The sequence below is a fragment of the Candidatus Paceibacterota bacterium genome (genome assembly GCA_041661265.1).
Lineage (GTDB): Bacteria > Patescibacteriota > Minisyncoccia > JAHIHE01 > JAGLIN01 > JBAZUT01.
The window spans coordinates 123,882-143,507 of sequence record JBAZUT010000001.1 but is presented as its reverse complement, the minus strand read 5'-3'; the positions used below and the strand labels follow the sequence as shown (position 1 = coordinate 143,507).

The following is a 19,626-nucleotide window of genomic DNA, read 5'->3' as shown; positions in this document are numbered from 1 at the left end:
AAGGCAGGTGCGAAGACCTGAACCGGCAGAGAAAATCTATGCTTATTTCACCTGTTTCATTGGACATTTGACGGAACCATAAGAGCAATACACGCAGCAATCGCCTGGTTTTGGCTCGATGCGTTTTTGGCATTTTGAACAAATATAAAAATACTGGCAGGCGTCTTGGGGCATTGTTTCTTCTTTTTCAAACCCGCATTGCGGGCATTTGATTGTGGATTTTAGCTTCATAATAGTTTTATAGTGCCTTATGTTGATTTATTCTAAACTTATCATGCTGTCATTCCTGCGAAAGCAGGAATCCACTAAATAGATAGCAACGTGATTATGGGTAGATTCCAGATCCTCCCAGAGGCGAGCAGGCAAGTCCGGAATGACATTCGAAAAGAAATTTATGGTTCAGGTGCAAAAACTTGAACTGATAGGGGAGGGATTTATTCTTCAATAAAATAATCAGAATCTATTCTTTTAATTTCATAAGCGCTTACATTTGATACCCCAATGTTATTTTCGATCATAAGGTCGGTCAGCATCTCACCGTCAATTAAAATAACCTTATGAGGAATATTCTTAACATAATCAGTAGCACCACTTGTAAAATGAGATGTAGTTATAAATACGCCTTTATTCGCATGTTTTCCTGCAAGACTTCCGACGAAATCTCTAATTACGGGTTCACCAATGGAATTTTCTCATCGTTTAGCCTGAATATATATAATATCTAGTCCAAGTTTATCTTCTTTAATAATGCCATCAATACCACCATCACCACTTTGCCCAATTGCCTTTCCGGCGTCTTTCAATGATCCGCCATAGCCCATCTTGAGTAGCAATTCAACAACCAATTTTTCAAAAAACTGCGGCGAGCTTTGCTTCGTTTGAATTAATATTTCCTGTGAAAGTTCTTTTTTGATTTTCTGATAGCCATACTCAATCAGTTCATGAGGAGTCTGTGATTCCATCTCTGTATTTTCGACAATTGTTTCCTTTCTTTCACGATTCCTCTCTTTTAAACTTTGCTTAAATTCAATATATTTTGGATACGTTTCAAGCAATTTTAAATTAACCTGCTTCGGTTTTTTTGCTAAAACTCCTGCGCCATCATCAGAAATTTTTATAAAACTTTTTTGAGTTGATTCCAATAAACCCGCTTTTAGTAAATATAAACGAGCAAATCGCGCCTTATTGTTGAAGATATAGGCGCTTCCAGTTGGATATTTTCTAGTTTTTTCTTCTTCGGTAAGCTTAAAATAATCAGCTAAAGCATCTAGGATTTCATTCATATTATGGCTTTCCCCATCAGAAACAGCTTCAAGGAAGGGGAGCATAATTGTCTGAAAATTTTGTGGTATTGGCATATTATTAACACTATTTTTATAATTTGAAGATAATTTTTTTGTTGCGCGGTATGCGACAGATTTTGAACCAATGCTTTGACAGGCTCAGAATGACATTATTTAGAATGACATTTGACGTTTAGTCATTAAAAATTGATTAGAAATTTGAAATTAAAAATTAGAAATTCAAATCGTCTGTTGCATAGATTCCCGCTTTCGCGGGAATGACATCTAAAAATAATAATTCTATATTTTAAATTCTACGACATCTCCATCCTGCACGATATATTCCTTTCCTTCGGTGCGGAGGAGTCCTTTTTCCACGGCGCTTCCTTTCTGAGAGATAAAAACAAAGCCTCGCTTTTGGAGGACTTTGATGATCAAATTTGAAGAATAAAGTTTAGACATGGCAGATGGATATTTTTACTAGCGTCGGTCTCTCTATCTTAGTTACTTTTGGTTTTTTATTATCTTCAAAATATAGTCCCAAAGCTTCATCTAAGTTCATCAATGCTTCTTTTTTAGTTTTTCCAAAACTTGAAATATCCACATTTAAACACTGAGCAACATAGTATTTGCCCTCTTTCCAGACCACATTTTTTAGATCAATTTTTCCCATAGTTTTGCTTAATTTCTATTTCAATAATACCGTTTTGGTTTCAATAAGTCAAATTTGATGGAGTTAAAAATCATTTTAATGTTGTTCGAGCAAGGGTACTCTGCGTCGAGAACCAAAAGATAATAACTTCTCGACTCTCCCGAGTATTCGGGATCGCTCGAAGAATAACAACATTCAAACAATATAACACTGTAGCAATTAGATTTTAAATTCAATCACATCTCCATCCTGCACGATATATTCTTTCCCTTCGGTGCGCAGGAGTCCCTTTTCCACAGCGCTTGCTTCCGAGCCTGCTTCGAGAAGTTTCTGCCAATTAATGACGCTGGCGCGGATGAACTTTTGTTCAAAATCGGTGTGGATGGCGCGGCCCGCCTGAGGCGCGGTCGAATCTTTTTTGATCGTCCAGGCTCTAGTCTCGTCCTCTCCTGTCGTGAGGAAGGTGATAAGCCCCAAAAGCTCATAGCATCTGGTGATAAGTTCGTCGAGGCTTGAAATGTTCTTGTCCATGTTCGCTTCTTTTCTGAATTCAATCGCTTCCGGTTCAGCAAGTTCCGCAAGGTCCAGCTCGAATTTGATCGGAACGAAGATCTTGTTCTCTATTTCCGGCAAAAACTTGTCTTTGTCTATCTTCTGATTTTCATTTACATTCACAACAAAAAGTACCGGCTTGTTGGTGAGAAGGCTGATGCTTTTTGCCGCTTCTTTTTCTGTTTCTTCAATTTGCACCGTGTTTGCCATTTCACCCTTTTCCAGCGCTTCTTTATATCTTGCCAAAATATTTTTTTGGATCAATGCGACCTTGTCTCCGGATTTCACGTCCCTTTCGGACTTGCTTAGCATCTTGTTGACCGTTTCAAGATCGGCCAGTATTAACTCTAAGTTTATCACTTCGATATCGTTCTTCGGATCCACCTTATTTCCGACATGGATGATGTTTCCGTCTTCAAAGCCTCGGACGATGTGCGCGATCATGTCCACTTCCCGGATGTTGGCGAGGAACTTGTTTCCGAGGCCTTCTCCTTTGTGCGCGTCTTTCACCAATCCTGCTATGTCCACGAACTCGATCGCAGTCGGCACAATTTTCTTGCTTTTTGAAAAAACAGCCAGCTTCTCAAGCCTTGCGTCCGGAACTTTGACGATCCCGATATTCGGATCGATGGTGCAGAAAGGATAATTGGAAATATCCACTTCTTTTTTGGTCAATGTTTTGAATAGGGTCGATTTTCCGACATTCGGAAGCCCGACTATCCCGACTGAAAATCCCATATCTTTGGTATTAAGTATTTAGTATTTAGTATTGCCTGAATCTCGCTGATTTTATGGCTTTTTTCCTCCTCTTGGATAAGGGGAGGTCAGGAGGGGTTGGAATAAAACTCAAAAATACAAACCACCCCTCACCCCTTCTTATCTAAGGAGGGGAAGGCTGCACGGCAAAATACTGAGCAAAAAGCTTCTTCTTATAGCTTAGTTTAAAAGTCCGGCAAGGTCAACCGAATGCGATAAAAATAAGGAATAATTAAATATTATTCCTCGATATTAACCTTCTTTTTTTTACCGTTTTTCGGTGACTGCAGAATACTGCGACGAACCAAGCTATGGCGGTTACCCCCATTAGAGGGAAGGCAGCGCCGTCCTTGATGTTGTTTCCGTATAGGATCGATAAAATTATGATTCCAACTGCAGCTACGTTGGTTAGTATGTTTATTTTTTTGAACATTTTTTGACCTCCTGGTCCCACTTCATGCAATTCTACATGAAAAAGCCGCCTTCGTCAATCCTATTTTTTTGCTGATGCGAGATGTTTTGCGGGAAATAAAGCTATTTTGAGAGCCGATTGCTTTTAAAATATGCGGGTTTATGCTACAATTACGGTGTAATATCCGGCCGGTGTTATGGCTTGGTGGCCAATTTCTTATCGATATTAATAAAATTAATCCAAAAGAATGAAAATCGTAATAGATTTCGATGATACTATCTTCGATACCTATATGTTCGTGCAAGAGATAATTGAACATTTTAAGAGAGTGGGATTTACGTCGGATGAATTCAGGGAAATATACAGGAAATCGAAGGAAAAAATGAAAGATTTCGATCAGAAGGTCGTAGTTGATCTTTTTTTTCAGCTGAAACCTTTTGACAAAGAGGAGGTTGTGAGTGAGATCGATTCCCTGATCGAGAGGTCGGAGGAGTTTGTTTATCCCGATTTCAAGAAGTTCGCCAATGAACGTCTCCGGAAGGAGCTTATTCTTCTTTCTTTCGGTTCGACCGATTTCCAGAAGAGAAAGATCGACAACGCGAATATAGGCAATTTTTTCGACAAGGTCCATATAACTGATAAGGACAAGGTGGTCTATCTGGAGAACATCTACAGGGGCAATCCGGAAGATCTGATTGTTTTCATAGACGACAAAGCTGTGGAGATCGACAAGGTCAAAGAAAAGTTTCCGGATGTGGTCACGATCAAAATGGAGAGGCCTAGGGGCGGGCATGTAAAGATCAAATCGGAAAAAACCGATTATGTGGCGAAGAATTTTTCCGACGTGAAGAAAATAATTAAAAAAATAAGCGAAGCATATGAATCAAGTGGACCGATCAATATTTAAGGCGTATGACATAAGAGGGATCTATCCGTCGCAGCTTGATGAGGATGTGGCCTATAGGATTGGAAAGGGGTATGCGACTTTCATTCTCGGAGAAAATCCGAAAACAAAGAACATAGTGGTTGGTTGCGATATGAGATTGTCGAGTCCGGCGCTCAAGGAAAAGCTGATAAGCGGGCTTGTTGATAGCGGGCTTAATGTCATTGATGTCGGGCTGGTCAGCACTCCGACATTCTATTTTGCGGTGGCATATTACGGATATGACGGAGGGATCCAGGTATCGGCGTCTCATAATCCCAAGGAATATAACGGCTTCAAGTTGGTGAAAGCAAAGGCGCTTCCTGTAAGCAAAGATTCCGGGATCATGGAAATGCTGGATATCATTGAAAAAAACAGGTATGTTTCGTCCGATAAGAAAGGAAGCGTTTCAAAAAAAACCGGGATCATGGAAGATCTGGTCAAAGATCAAACCTCTCTTGTGAATATCTCCAAGCTGAAAAAATATAAGATCGTCATTGACGCAGCAAATTCCATGGGAGCCCCGGACATGGAAGCATTTTTTGAAAAAGTTCCGGCGGATATCGTCAAGCTAAATTTCGAGCTTGATGGTTCTTTTCCTTCGCATGAAGCCGATCCGCTGAAGGAAGAGAACCTTGTCCTCTTGAAGAAAAAAGTGGTTGAGACCAAAGCTGATTTCGGCATTGCATCCGACGGTGACGGAGACAGATATTTCCTTGTAGATGAAAAAGGGGAATCGCTGAGACAGGAGATCTTGAGGGGGATCATGGCGCAGGAAGAGCTGAAAGAAGATCCGGAAGCCCTGGTTTGCTATGATATAAGGCCGGGAAGGATCACGAAAGACATGATCGATGAAATGGGCGGAAAGTCCGTGGTCACTCCGGTGGGACACTCGCTCATAAAGGCGATGATGATAAGGAACAATGCGGTATTCGGCGGGGAATCTTCCGGGCACTATGCCTACAGGAGGCCCTATGGCACGTTTGAAATGCCGGTGATCCTGGTTGCCAAATTTTTGAGATATCTTTCCGGAAAAGACGCGCCTTTTTCCGAGATCATGAAACCCTACAAGATATATTTCCATTCCGGAGAGGTCAATTTCAAGGTGAAAAGCGTTCCCGACAAGCTGAAGGAGATCGAGAGCAAGTTCTCTGATGCCGAGATCGGAAAGCTTGACGGAATAACGGTCACATATCCGGATTGGTGGTTCAATGTCAGAGGGTCGAACACCGAACCTGTCATCAGGCTGAATCTTGAAGCAAAAAGCGAGAAGCTCAGGAAAGAGGGGATCGAGAAAGTTTCAAGGATAATCGAGGGTTAGAGATCGTTATATATAATATCAATAAAAAACAGGTATTTCCTGTTTTTTTAGATCGTAAATAATAAATAATCAATCTCGTTCTGTGTGGATAAGTTTCGTGTTTGCATACTTATTGAACTATGTTACAATAGTATGACAAAGTATGACATTAAGATAAATTTAATCTATGGCACGAAATAAGTCAAGAATAACAATAACGCTGGACGAGAAGCTGCTCGCAAATCTGGACAGGCTGATAGACGGCGTAAAGATAAAGAACAGATCGCATGCTATTGAATACTATCTTTTGAAGAATCTGAGGCAAAAAAAGATAAGGATCGCGGTGATACTTGCGGGGGGAAAAGGAATATGCTTAAATGGAAAAACAACGATCACATCCAAGGCCATGGCCGAATATGAGGGGCAGCCGATAATAGACCGCATGCTCAAGTGGCTGAAGAGAGAAGGAATTGAAGAGGTGATAATATTTGCGGGAAAATTTTCCGAGGCGATAAAGAAACACATAGAAAGCCGGGAAGATCCCGGCCTCAAGATATCCTACGAATCATCGGATTCGGGTACGGCAGGGTCATTGAAATATCTGAGAGGCGCTATGGGCGAGACATTTATTCTGGTGAACGGAGACGTTCTCTGTGAGGCCAGGATCGATGAGATCTTTGAATTTCACAGAAAGAACGGAGGAGACTGCACTATCTGTATGACGAGCAAAAAAGACCCGCGTTCTTTCGGTTCGATCAAGCTGAACGGAAACCGGATTGTTGATTTCATCGAAAAGCCGGATTCCGGTAAAGTGGAATCCTATCTCATAAATGCAGGGATCTATCTGATGGAACCGAAAGTGTGTTCGATCGTTTCGAAAGAAGGATACAGAAGCCTGGAGCGAGATCTTTTTCCTGCGCTTTCAAGACAAGGCAAAATCTATGGATACTATTTAAATAAAAAGTGGGAACATTTAATAGGATCAGAAAAAAAACAAAATGAAGATAAATAAACATCTGCTGAAGCTAAAACACATAAATTTTAAAAGACTATTCAAATTTTCTGTGGTCGGGCTGACCAGCACTTGCATAGATTTCGCGATATTGAACCTTTTGAGCGTTTCGACCGGGATAAACAAGGGTGCATATGCGGCGGTATTCAGCGTCATATCGTTCCTTGTGGCGAATGTCAACAGCTATCACATGAACAAGAACTGGACTTTCAAGTGGAACAGCAAGGACGCGAAATACAGAAAATATCTGAAGCTCAGTATTGTGGGAGTGGCCGCGAATCTGGCGTTTGTGTATTTTTTTACGGAGTTTGTCCATCAGGACCAATTCTCAAGCATCGTTTGGCTTAATGTTTCAAAACTGACGGCAACGGTCCTGGCAGCATTCATAAATTACTATAACTACAAGAATCAAGTCTTTACTAATCCACAGGTTAATGAACAAACAGTATGATAGGGGCGATATTATGCGGAGGTTTCGGGAAAAGGCTGAAGCCGCTTACGGACCATATTCCCAAGCCGCTTCTCGAAATAAAAGACAATTATACGATCCTGGACAGGCAGCTTCTGCAATTCAAGCATGCCGGCATCGACAGGGCTGTGCTTCTTTGCGGTCACCTGCATGAAAAAATAAAGGAAAGATTCCAGAGCTGTTGGAACGGAGTGAAGGTGGACTATCTCGTGGAAGACAGGCCTCGCGGGACCCTTTATGCCATCAACAATCTCTTCAAAAATTTCGATTCCGATGATTATGTCATAAGGAACGGCGATATCGTCTGCGATGTGAATATTAAAGAGATGATGAATAATCACAAGAATAAGATGCTGATGTACATAACGCCGCTGATCTCCCCTTATGGGATAGTGGAGCTTTCCGAGAGCAAGATCATAGGATTCAGAGAAAAACCGAAGCTCAGCAATTTTATCAATGCGGGAATATATATAATATCCAAAGAGCTGAAGCCTATTCTGTTCCAACATGAAGAAGGGGATATAGAGAAGCTCGCATTCCCCAAAATATCTTCTTCGGGACTCTTGAATTTCTATAAAGAAGATGTTTTTTGGCAATCCGTCGATTCTATCAAGGATCTTGAGATCGTCAAAAAGGAATATGAGAACAAAGAAGATAAGCCTTGGGGATATGAAAAGATATTGGTCTATACGGAAAACTATCTGACAAAGGAACTCTATCTTATGAAAAGCGAAGGAACATCGCATCACAAGCATCTCAAGAAAGACGAAACGATGCATATAGTGCAGGGTGAAGCGGTCGTAAGATTCGACGATAGTGAAGTCAATTTAAAGGTGAATGAAAAGATCAGGATAAAACCGAATACGCCTCATGCCATATTTGCGCTTGAAAATACGATACTGCATGAGTATTCGACTCCTCATCTTGATGACACCATCAGGATATTGGATCAATATGACAGGGTCTGATTAAAGGATCCCAATCTTTGCGAGGCAGGCATATTTATTGGAATCAGGCAGGGGGAAGTGATCGTTCATCGGTCATTTTTACCCTGTTTTTTGTCAACAGTTTGGAATTGACACGTATATACTGAATCTGTTATATTTAAAACTACTTCGGGCGATTTCCGGTTATATCGAAACTGCCTAGCAGCCAACTGAATCCCGAAAATTCGGGATGACAGCCAACTGAGGGCTTGTAATTTCTAGCCACTTAAATGGTGGTTAGTAGCTACGAGCCTTTTTTGATATAGGACGTTTATCTCATGACGGAATATGCAAGATGGTCGTGTTTGATGTATTGCAGAAAGCAAAAAGTTATCAATAATACCGAAGCGATGAATTCCAACTCCATATCAATAATAATTCCGACTCTGAATGAAGAAGGCAATGTTCATGAACTGGCCTGCCGCATTCATAGTGCCTTGAAAAAGGCGGGTATCGTCTATGAGATCATATTCATCGATGACCATTCTTCGGATGGCACATGTGAAATGATCAGGCAGCTGTCGGCCAGCTATCCGATCATCCTGTATTCGAAGCTTGGCAAAAGGGGCAAGGCCCATTCTTTGCTCGAGGGTTTTTCCTATGCTAATTTTGACCTGATCGCGATCCTCGACGCCGATCTCCAATATCCCCCCGAGGCTTTGCCCGACATGGTTGAAAAAATAAGAGCGGGCTGTGATGTCGTCGTGGTAAATCGCACCATGAGGTCGATAAGCCCCGTTCGGCGGATAATAAGCGGGGGTTTCAATTTATTTTTCTCCAAAATGTTGCACGGATTTGATTTTGACGTGCAGGCCGGAATGAAAGTTTTCAAAAAGGAGGTTGTCAAAGAGATCAAGATAGATCCTTCCCCCTGGACCTTTGATCTTGAATTTTTACTTAAGGCAAGATTTTACGGATATATGATCGGAAGCGTTGATATTGATTTTGCGAGCCGGAAGCAGGGAAAGTCAAAGATAGAATTCCAAAAAGCCATATATGAGATCGGATCCAATGCCATAAAGTTGAAATTCAAAAAAATACCTCAGATCGCGATCTTTCCGAAAAAAGGATCTGCCATGATGGGCGCCGGGGTGGCTTTCAGCAAAAAACGCTTCATCACTCACACAACTCTGGATCAGAAATATTCAGCCGCTATAACTTTTGTTCCATGGCAGAGGAACGTCGCTTTATTGGCGATAGCTGTCTTTTTGACCGGCTTGTATATCGATCCGATCGGGATCCTTTCGGTGGTCGTTGCTCTGCTGAGCGCAATTTACTTTCTTGACACAGTATTCAATCTTTATCTTGTCATGAGAAGCCTGAAGGATCCTCCGGAAATAAAGAGTGAAAAATGGGAGATGGACGAGTTGGAAAAAGAATCCCTTCCGGTTTATACAATTTTTTGTCCGCTTTATAAGGAGGCGCATATGCTGCCGGGATTTCTGGATGCGATCGGAAAGCTCGATTGGCCGAAAGATAAGCTCGATATCTTGCTTCTCTTGGAGGAGAGCGACAAGGCGACCATCGAAACGGCCGAACACATGGGCCTTCCGCCGCAGGTGCGGATCATCGTGGTTCCCGAGTCCCTTCCCAAGACCAAGCCGAAAGCCTGCAACTATGGTCTGGCTTTTGCCAGAGGAGAATATACGGTAATATACGATGCGGAAGACATTCCCGATCCCTTGCAGCTCAAAAAAGCATATCTGGGTTTCAAGAAAGTTCCGCGGTCGGTCGGATGCCTGCAGGCCAAGCTCAATTACTTCAATCCTAATCAGAATTTGCTGACCAAGCTTTTCACAGTGGAATATTCTCTTTGGTTCGATATGATCCTGCCGGGGCTGCAGTCGATCAACACTTCCATCCCGCTTGGCGGAACCAGCAACCATTTCCGGACGAAAGACCTTCTTGAACTTGAAGGCTGGGATCCTTTTAATGTGACGGAAGATTGCGATCTGGGAATGAGGATATTCAAAAATGGTTTTACAACAACCATTATAGATTCGGTGACTCTCGAAGAGGCGAACAGCGATCTGAAGAACTGGCTTAGACAGCGGTCGCGGTGGATCAAAGGCTATATTCAGACCTATCTGGTGCATATGCGCCATCCTATGGATTTTTTCCGCGAGAACGGAGTTCATGCTCTCATCTTCCAGCTTGTTGTCGGAGGAAAAACTGTTTTCATTTTTATTAATCCTATTTTGTGGATGGCGACCTTTTCCTATTTCGCTTTATACGGTCTGGTCGGACCGATGATCGAGAAACTGTATCCGTCAGTGATATTCTTTATGGCGGCAACCTCCCTTGTTTTCGGAAATTTCCTTGCCATGTATTATTACATGATCGGGTGCGCCAAGCGCGGACAGTGGTTGCTCATCAAATATGTCTTTTTAGTTCCGTTCTATTGGGCTCTGATGAGCGTCGCGTCCGTGATTGCGGTCTACCAGCTGATCATGAAGCCGCACTTTTGGGAGAAAACGAATCATGGACTGCATCTTTTGAAAAAGACGGCGGAAGCCCCTCGGGAGATTTTGCCTGTCGCAAGGAAAACAGCGCCTGCATTCAATTGGGAAAAAGTTCCGCATCCGGAATATGCCGGGATGGATCATGGATCGCTTTTGCCGGAAAAGCCGGCGGCGGCGGATCTTTCTGCCGGAAGAAAAAGAAAGCGGGGATTCAGTTGGAGAAAAGTGCCGCTTGGCGGATATTGGAAGATGCTGTTTGAGCCCAAAAATATATTTATTGCGGCAATAATGTTTTCCAATGTGATCAATTTCATCTTTAATATATTTCTGGGGAGGGCGCTATCGTTTGAAAATCTTGCACTGGTGACTCTGGTAAGTTCGCTCTGGTATCTGGTTTCCATATTCACCAGTGCCTTGTCGTCAACAGTTAACTCCGAAACTGGATATCTTTCCAGTTCGGGAAAAAAAGAATCGAGCGTCATGTTCCTGGAATTCGTGAAAAGTAGGGGGGTGCTTCTGTCTCTGATCGCCGCGTTTGCGTGGGTGATCGCGGGACAATTCCTGTCAGAATTTTTCAATATCAAAGACCATTATGTTCTATTGCTCTTTGCGCCCGTTTTTATATTCGGGATAATTTCGGCTTCCAACAGCGGATTCTTGCAGGGAAATCTTTATTTTTCTTCGGCCGCAGTTGTTATGGCCGTTGAACCGATCTCCAAACTTCTTTTCGCTATGATCCTTGTTTATTCCGGGGCATCGGGCTGGGTCTATGCCGCGATCCCTTTCTCGATCATGGCGGCCGCGATTGTGTCTTCGTATTTCATCAAAAGAAAGAATAATTTTGTCCCGGAAAAGATAAAATTAAATTTTCCGAAAAAGTTCTATCTCTCATCTCTTGCTGCCGGAATTTCCATGATGCTGTTCTTCAGCATGGATATAATACTTGTTAAGCATTATCTGCCCGAGCGGATGGCCGGGGAATATGTCATGCTGTCTTTTGTCGGAAAGATGATCTATTTCATGGGAACGCTTCCCATTGTATTCCTGATCCCGCTTGTCAGCAGGAATATGGGGCAGAAAAAAGATTCCAAAAAGATCTTCTCGCTGGTATATATCTCTTCGTTCTTATTATCGATCTTGGGGGTATTTTTTCTGGGAGTCATGGGAAGGGTTACTGTACCGGGGATCTTCGGACCGAAAGTTTCGGGAATATTGCCATATCTCAATATCTACGCCATTTCGGTTCTGCTTCTCGTAATTACGAATGTTATAGTGACCTATCATCTGGCCAGAAAGAGATACATTTATTCCTTCATGTCGATTATGATCCCGCTGGGAATGGTTCTGGGTCTGTCGCTTTACCACAATTCTATCCGGGATGTTGTTGCGGTGATCTTCTGGTCAAGCTGTTTCGGGTGGGTCCTGATGGAGGCGATGAGCGTTCTTGAGGGCAGGGCTAAGTTCATAAGGAACAACCTGAACGATCTGGCCGATGTTTTCAAGAGCGGCTATCCGAGCGTCGGTCCTACCGGCGGAGACCAAAAAAAGATCCTGATCTATAATTGGAGGGATACGCGCCATGAGTATGCCGGCGGAGCCGAGGTCTATATACAGAAGATCGCTGAAAATTGGGTTGAAGATGGCCATAGGGTCACTATATTTTGCGGGAACGACAGCCACTCGCCGAGAAGTGAAAAGGTGGGCGGAGTTGAGATAATCAGGCGAGGCGGATTCTACTTTGTTTATTTCTGGGCTTTTGTCTATTATATTTTGCGTTTCAGGGGAAAATTCGATGTGATCATCGATTGCGAGAACGGGATTCCGTTTTTCGCTCCTCTTTATGCCAGAGAACCGGTGTTTTGTCTTATGCATCATGTTCACCAGGAAGTGTTCAGGTTGTCTTTAAGCAAACATCTTTCGGCTCTAGCATGTTTTTTGGAAAAGGTTCTGATGCCGGCCGTTTATAAAAAAGTTCCTTTCATAACGATATCCGAATCAAGCAAAAAAGAGATCGAGTCGCTGGGACTTGGAAAAGCCGGTATTAACATTGTAAATCCGGGGATCGAACTCAAATGCCTTATGCCGGGCAAGAAAAGCGAGAGGCCGGTCATTCTGTATCTCGGAAGGCTGAAAGCATATAAATCAGTCGATATTCTCATCAGGGCATTTGAAGTGATATCCAGGAAAGATTCGAACGTTTCGCTGGTCATAGCCGGGAGCGGAGAAGAAGAGGGAAAATTAAAAAGACTGGTAAAAAAATTGCGTTTGGATGGAAAGACGGTTCGATTCGCGGGGAAAGTTTCCGAGAGAGAAAAGATATCACTGCTGCAGAAGGCATGGGTGCTGGTTAATCCTTCGTTTATGGAAGGATGGGGGATCGTGGCGATCGAAGCCGGAGCCTGCGGAACTCCGGTCGTTGCGTCCGACGTGCCGGGACTGAGAGATTCGGTAAAGAATTTCGAAACGGGATATTTGGCGTGCTATGGAGATATAGGATCTTTTGCGGACTGTATCCATAAGATAATACAGGACAATAAACTTCGCAGGAGAATGGGCATCCGGGGCCGGTTATGGGCGGAAAATTTTGACTGGGCGAAGAGCAGCAAGCTATTTTTTGCGATCATATCAAGTTTGCAGATCCGGCGTATAAAAGATGAACTCGCCTTTTACAAAAATCGCGTATTGTGATATGCAGATAATATATTTAGATAAAAAACTATATGCCTGAAAATAATAAAGACATTACCGTAACAATAGGTGTGCCTGCCTATAACGAAGAAGCCAATATAAAAGAACTTCTTGATTCTTTGATTCGCGTCCGGGAAGATGGTTTTGTGATCAAGGAGATATTTATCATTTCCGACGGAAGCACGGACAAAACGTCCGCGATTGTCGCATCTTTCAAGGACGAAAGGATACGGCTGATAGATTCTCCCGAAAGGAAAGGCAAGCCGGCAAGGATAAACGAGGTCTTTTCTGTTGCCGGGTCGGATATTGTCGTGATCCTGGATGCGGATATCAGATTATCTTCGCCGGATGTCATAAAGGATCTTATCAGGCCCATTATTGAGGGAAGGGCTGTATATTCATCCGGCCTTGCTTTTCCGCTCCCGCCCAAGACATTCGTTCAAAAGATAGCTTTTACGGGAGTCGGGATCTGGAATGACCTCAGAAAGTCGAAATATGCCTCGCCTTTATATTTCTCGGAAGGAAGCGTCAGGGCTTTCGGGAAGACATTATATAAAGAAATGAAATTTCCTGAAACGTCGGCGGACGATGTTTTTCCCTTCCTCTACTGCGAACAGAAAAAATATGCTTTTGTTTCAGCGGAAAAAGCTCTCGTTCATTACAAGCTTCCCGAAACTCTTTCCGACTACCTCAAGCAATATAAGCGGTTCATAAAATCCAAAGGGATCCAGGAATTGAGCTATGACAAGGAATTCGTTGAAAAGTATTATACGATAGGACTTGAGGCTAAGGCGGTCTATTTGGCGAGGAGAATGATAAAAAACCCCTTTTGGACCGTACTTTATCTGGGAATGGTCCCCCTGGTGAGAATTCTATGTATGATAGACAAAGACAGAACAGAGGCGAGATGGGAACCGATCTCTTCTTCAAAAAAAATAGAGGTCGGAGAAAGGAAAAAGATAATGATCATTTCATCCTATGACTCTATCGGTAATCCGTATTATAACGGTGGCGGGGCGCTGGTGGTTCATGAAGTGGCCAGACGTCTTGCCGACAGATTTGACGTGAAAATAATTTGCGGTAATTATCCCGGTGCAAAAAAACGCAGGATCGATGGCGTATGCTATGAATATGCCGGCTTCAGTTTTTTCGGTCCAAAGCTCAGCCAGCTGATCTTCCAGGCGTCGCTTCCGTATTATGTTATTGCAGGCGATTTTGATGTTTGGGTAGAAAGTTTTATGCCGCCTTTCTCAACCGCATTCCTGTCTGTTTTTACAAAAAAGCCCGTCATCGGCATGGTTCATATGCTCGCCGGAGAAGATATGCGCCGAAAATATAAGCTGCCTTTCCATATTATAGAGAATATGGGCGTTAAAATGTGTAGAAATTTTATCGTGTCCACAAGAGAAAGCGGGCAGAGAATAAGAGAGATAAATCCGCATGCGCTCATTGAAGTCATTCCCAACGGAGTGGAAATCGATCTTGCGCAAGGCCGGCCGGTAAAAAAACATTTTCTATATATGGGAAGGCTGGAAATAGATCAGAAGGGATTGGATTTGCTTTTGGAGGCGTACAGTTCGATCGCGCAAAAGACAGAATTTTCATTGGTGATCGCCGGAGGCGGACCTCAAAGCGAGAAAGAAAGATTGGTGAAAATGGTCCGTGAACTGGGAATCGCGGAAAAAGTGAAATTACTGGGCAGGGTTGACGGCCAGAAAAAAAATGACGCATTCAGAGAAGCGATCGCCGTGGTCATCCCTTCCCGTTTTGAAACTTTTTCCCTGACCGCCCTGGAGGCCTTGGCTCACGGTGTTCCGGTGGTTTCTTTCGATATCGAAGGATTGAGATGGCTGCCTGGAGATTTTTCATGTAAGGCCGAGCCGTTCGATGCAATGGCAATGGCAAAAATTATGCAGGAATTATCCGTTCAAGGCGGAGAGCGGAAAATAAACATTGAGAAATTAAAGGTATTTTTGAAAGATTATAACTGGGACAATATTGCGGGAAGATATGGAAAACACATCGATGACGTCTTGGGCTATAGGGACAAAGGATCAGATGTCAACTCAATTATCGAGGAGATAATCAGCAAGAGGACGCCATGTGTTTTTATATCGCCTCATTTGGACGACGCGATCCTTTCTTCGGGCGCGTTGCTCTTGCGTCTGGCAACAAAAACTGAAACTACGGTCGTGACAATATTTACCGAGGCACCCCTGCCGCCTTATACATTTTCGACCGGAGTAAATCTGAAAATTTGCGGAGGATATAAGAATGCCCAGGACCTGTTTTGTCTCAGAAAATCAGAAGACGTGGAGGCATGCAAATCCATTGGCGCAAAGCACATTCATCTTGGCTTTCAAGACGCTTCATTCAGGAAGAAAAAAAACGGATCTCCGATCTTGAAAATTATCGGAAGATTCTTACCTGAAGTGGTTCATGTTTATCCGACTTATCAGTTCGATATCATCTCGGGAAAGATCTCGAAGAACGATGCGCATACTTTTGCAATGATCGAAAAGAAGCTGAGATATTTCAAGAAAAGAGCGGGAAACTGTGTTGTCTTTTGTCCCCTTGGCATTGGCGGAAATGTGGATCATGTCATGGTCCGCGAGATTTGCCGGAAAGTTTTTCCAAAGGTTGTTTTCTGGGAAGATTTTCCCTATAATTTGAGGGCCAAAGTAAAAGTTGGTCTTGCCCCGGTGTCGAGCCTGGGTTCACTGGATATATCCGGCCTCGAGGATAAAAAGAAAAGATTGATCTCTTTCTATAAAAGCCAGATTAGACCCATGTTCCCCGATGGCATCGTTCTCAAACCTGAAAATTATCATTCGGCAGACAGCAATGCAAATCGTTTTCCCGAAGTTCCATGATCCCATTTATATATCATTAGTTTATGAAAAAAGAAAATCTGTTTACAATCTCATTTATTCTGCTCTCAGCGATGATCCTGGTATTGACTATCCACGGGCTCAGGGGAAATCCCACGAGCCAGGAGCTTAATTCGTTATATTGGGAGAAGACAGGACCTTTTGAATCGTCGAACGAGCGAGGCCGGTTTGCATTGGCCTACTCTGTTGTCGAGGACAGGTCATTGCAGTTATCTTTGCCGCTTGCCGGTTTTTCCACCCCGGACTTGGCCATCAATCAGAAGGGGCAATATGTTTCCCTGTTTGCTCCCGGCACCGCCTTTCTGATAATTCCGGGATATATAATTGGTAAATATTTCGGATTCTCTCAGCTTGGCGCTTTTGCCGTAATAACTTTGTTCGCTTTTTTAAATCTGATCCTGATCAGGGCTATAGCTATTCGGCTTGGAGCGCATCCCATGGCTGCCAATCTGGGAGCGCTTTCCTTCATTTTCGCGTCTCCTGCTTTTACCTATGGCGTAACTTTATCCCAGCATCATATCACCACGTTTATCGTTTTATTCGGCGTTTATCTGTTATTCAGGCGGAAAGAATGGTATTCTGCGCCGATTTTTTGGTTTTTGTTCGGACTGTCTTTTGTAGTTGATAACCCAAATATATTTTTTGTTTTTCCTATCGCCATATGTTTTATGAAAAAAATCATCAGCATCGACAAAAAGGGTACCGAATTTGTTTCGATCAAAATAAGATCGCTGGGTTTTCTGGCGATGATAGGAATGGTCGTTCCAATCGCTTTTTTTCTGTGGTTCAATGGCGTTTCGCAAGGAAGTTATTTTCAAATTTCCGGTTCTCTGCAAAGGGTCACCTCCATAAACAGTGAAGGCCTGCCGGATAATCCTGTTTTCAATCAGGCGGTTGATGTTCAGCTGCCACAGGGAACGCCTTCCAAAAAAAATGTATTTGCTTTTTTTGATACCAGAAATCTGATCAATGGATTTTATATACATTTTATAAGCCCCGATAGAGGGATCATTAATTATACTCCGGTCGTGCTTCTTGGCATTTTCGGTTATTATTTTCTATATGCCCGAGCTGGAGCTTCATTCAGCAATCTCCTGTTGTCTATCGCAGGATTCAATATACTGCTTTATTCAATGTGGGGCGATCCCTATGGCGGATGGGCTTTCGGTTCACGGTATCTGATCCCGACCTATGCCGTTCTGTGCATAGGCGTGGCTCTGAGCCTGACACATTTCAGAAAAAATATCGTTTTTATAGTTATATTCCTGTTTCTTTTTATGTCGTCTTCCGCCATAAACACCCTGGGGGCTCTGACAACTAATGCCGTTCCGCCCAAGATCGAGATTTTGGCACTGGAGAAAACCAGCGGTAAGGAGGAAAAATACACTTATGAGAGAAATCTGGAGTATCTTAATAAATTCGGATCAAAATCATTTATATTTCAAACGTATTTGAGAGACAGTATCACAGCCAGACAATATCTCGGGATCATTTTTACGCTGATAGCTGTCGGGACCGGGATTTTGATCCTGCGGCTGTATTCGGAAGAAGGCAATATCAAGATCGCTGATAAAATAAAAACATGATCATAAATGTCTCAAAGTATAATATGGAATTGCTTATCAAAAAAAATACCCTGGACGGTCTTGGGCTTTATCTGATAAAAAACTGTATTTTTTTTGTCATTTTATTTTTAACCGCAATATCTGTTGTGGGTTATCTCTATTATTATAATAATGGTCTGGGGTTGGCTTATAACGATGCGCGATCTCATTTGGATATCGGAAGAAGAGTGGTGGAAGGCCTGAATACCGGCATCGCGCAACTTGGAAGCGTGTGGCTGCCGCTTACTCATATTCTGATGATACCTACCATATGGAATGATTTTATGTGGCATTCCGGACTTGCCGGAGCCTTGCCTTCCATGATCGCTTTTATCGGAACGGGGGTTTTGATCTATTACTTTCTCAAAGAATTAAATGTTGGTCTGTCGGGAAGGCTTGTCGGAGTGGCCATTTTTGTTGCGAATATCAATATATTATATTTGCAATCAACCGCAATGACGGAACTTACGCTGTTGGGAACGATGACTGCGGGATCTTATTATTTTTTACTTTGGTTTAAGAGGAGCAATATATTGTATCTTATTTATGCATCTTTCTGGATCATGCTCTCAACACTTGTCCGATATGACGGATGGTTTTTGCTTTTTTTCGCGACGCTTATGATATTCTTTTATGTATGGCAAAAGTGGGGATACGCAAAAAGTGAAGGCATAGTAGTTTTGTTCATGACGCTGGGGGGGTTTGGCGTGGTGCTATGGCTTATATGGAACTTGCTTATATTCAAGGACGCTTTTTATTTTATCTTCGGGCCATATTCTGCATATACGCAGCAAAAGCAGCTAGAAACCGCAGGAGTTCTTGCGACTAAAAATAATTTATTCTTATCTGCGGAAATTTATATTTATGCACTTGCTTATAACTCCAATGCTTTCACGTTGATCATCGGTCTGATCGGAGCAATGGCACTGTGGACGAATAGGCATATTTCTTGGCATATTCGTTTTGCAACTATGATTTTAGTTGCTCCTCTCCTATTCAATGTCATTGCCCTGTATTTAGGGCATTCGGTTCTTTATGTGTACGGACTCTCTGGCAGAACATGGTTTAATATACGCTATGGGATCATGATGATGCCCTCGATCGCTATTTTTATCGGCTATATTGTGCATTATGCCCCGAAGATGCGCGTTCTCATTATTTCTCTCTTGGCCATGGTCACTTTTTTTTCAGTTGTCAACGGAGACGCGGTGGTAGTTGATGATGCGCGCTTCGGTTCAAGCCAGAAAAATGTGACTGAAGTGAGCGGGTGGCTCAGTGAAAATACAAAAGATGAACCCGGATTCATTCTGATCTCTGTTGCGTCGCATGATTCGATCATTTTTTCTTCGGGCTTGCCGATGAAAAAGTTCATTCACGAAGGCGCCGGGGCTTATTATGAATCTGCGCTCATAAATCCCGACAGATGGGCGCGCTGGATCGTGATGAGAAGCAATTCCGATGACGACTCAACCTGGAAAGCAATGAAAAACAATGCCGGATTTGAGCGCTTTAAACTTGTAGATCATTATCCGTTCGCCGATATATATCAATTGAAAGATGAATATCTGAAAGATCTCATAACAGAACCGATACTTGAACACAGGTAAGTATTGTAAAAATCCGCAAATATAGTTATA

General features: G+C 42.8%; 14 protein-coding genes and 1 pseudogene. 9 read left to right on the top strand and 6 right to left on the bottom strand.

Going from position 1 to position 19,626, the window contains the following annotated elements; translation table 11 throughout:
- Positions 1–42: 42 nt before the first annotated feature.
- The 6 genes and pseudogenes from WC788_00820 to WC788_00795 all read right to left on the bottom strand — a co-directional run bounded on the left by WC788_00820 (position 43) and on the right by WC788_00795 (position 3,676).
- Complete coding sequence (locus WC788_00820) at positions 43–231, bottom strand: GDCCVxC domain-containing (seleno)protein (protein MFA6096151.1); 189 nt, start codon at positions 229–231, stop codon at positions 43–45.
- A gap of 203 nt (positions 232–434) precedes the next feature.
- Positions 435–1,328 (bottom strand): annotated as a pseudogene (locus tag WC788_00815) (restriction endonuclease).
- A 255-nt stretch (positions 1,329–1,583) separates the two neighbouring features.
- Complete coding sequence (locus WC788_00810) at positions 1,584–1,721, bottom strand: DUF933 domain-containing protein (GenBank protein MFA6096150.1); 138 nt, start codon at positions 1,719–1,721, stop codon at positions 1,584–1,586.
- Positions 1,722–1,737: 16 nt separating this feature from the next.
- Positions 1,738–1,956, bottom strand: a complete 219-nt coding sequence (locus tag WC788_00805; GenBank protein ID MFA6096149.1) for a type II toxin-antitoxin system HicB family antitoxin — start codon at positions 1,954–1,956, stop codon at positions 1,738–1,740.
- A gap of 198 nt (positions 1,957–2,154) precedes the next feature.
- Complete coding sequence (gene ychF / locus WC788_00800; GenBank protein MFA6096148.1) at positions 2,155–3,225, bottom strand: redox-regulated ATPase YchF; 1,071 nt, start codon at positions 3,223–3,225, stop codon at positions 2,155–2,157.
- Positions 3,226–3,475: 250 nt separating this feature from the next.
- On the bottom strand, positions 3,476–3,676 hold the full coding sequence (locus tag WC788_00795; GenBank protein ID MFA6096147.1) for a hypothetical protein: 201 nt from the start codon (positions 3,674–3,676) through the stop codon (positions 3,476–3,478).
- A gap of 226 nt (positions 3,677–3,902) precedes the next feature.
- Between WC788_00795 and WC788_00790 the strand changes: the two genes are divergently transcribed.
- The 9 genes from WC788_00790 (at position 3,903) to WC788_00750 (ending at position 19,596) form a co-directional block, all read left to right on the top strand.
- Entirely contained in the window at positions 3,903–4,562 is a 660-nt protein-coding gene (locus WC788_00790; protein ID MFA6096146.1) for an HAD family hydrolase, read from the top strand.
- Positions 4,534–5,898, top strand: a complete 1,365-nt coding sequence (locus WC788_00785) for a phosphomannomutase/phosphoglucomutase (protein MFA6096145.1) — start codon at positions 4,534–4,536, stop codon at positions 5,896–5,898. Before WC788_00790 ends, WC788_00785 begins: the two co-directional genes overlap by 29 nt.
- Before the next feature lie 166 nt (positions 5,899–6,064).
- Positions 6,065–6,889: a sugar phosphate nucleotidyltransferase gene (locus tag WC788_00780; GenBank protein ID MFA6096144.1), complete on the top strand. Its 825-nt coding sequence runs from the start codon at positions 6,065–6,067 to the stop codon at positions 6,887–6,889.
- A complete protein-coding gene (locus WC788_00775) occupies positions 6,876–7,340 on the top strand; it encodes a GtrA family protein (GenBank protein MFA6096143.1) in 465 nt (154 codons plus the stop codon). Before WC788_00780 ends, WC788_00775 begins: the two co-directional genes overlap by 14 nt.
- Positions 7,337–8,326, top strand: coding sequence for a sugar phosphate nucleotidyltransferase (locus WC788_00770; protein MFA6096142.1), 990 nt, complete (start codon positions 7,337–7,339; stop codon positions 8,324–8,326). Before WC788_00775 ends, WC788_00770 begins: the two co-directional genes overlap by 4 nt.
- A 296-nt stretch (positions 8,327–8,622) precedes the next feature.
- Positions 8,623–13,494, top strand: a complete 4,872-nt coding sequence (locus WC788_00765) for a glycosyltransferase (protein MFA6096141.1) — start codon at positions 8,623–8,625, stop codon at positions 13,492–13,494.
- Between the two features lie 32 nt (positions 13,495–13,526).
- Entirely contained in the window at positions 13,527–16,367 is a 2,841-nt protein-coding gene (locus WC788_00760) for a glycosyltransferase (GenBank protein MFA6096140.1), read from the top strand.
- Positions 16,368–16,390: 23 nt separating this feature from the next.
- Complete coding sequence (locus WC788_00755) at positions 16,391–17,971, top strand: hypothetical protein (protein ID MFA6096139.1); 1,581 nt, start codon at positions 16,391–16,393, stop codon at positions 17,969–17,971.
- Complete coding sequence (locus WC788_00750; protein ID MFA6096138.1) at positions 17,968–19,596, top strand: hypothetical protein; 1,629 nt, start codon at positions 17,968–17,970, stop codon at positions 19,594–19,596. The genes WC788_00755 and WC788_00750 overlap by 4 nt, the downstream gene beginning before the upstream one ends.
- Positions 19,597–19,626 lie beyond the last annotated feature (30 nt).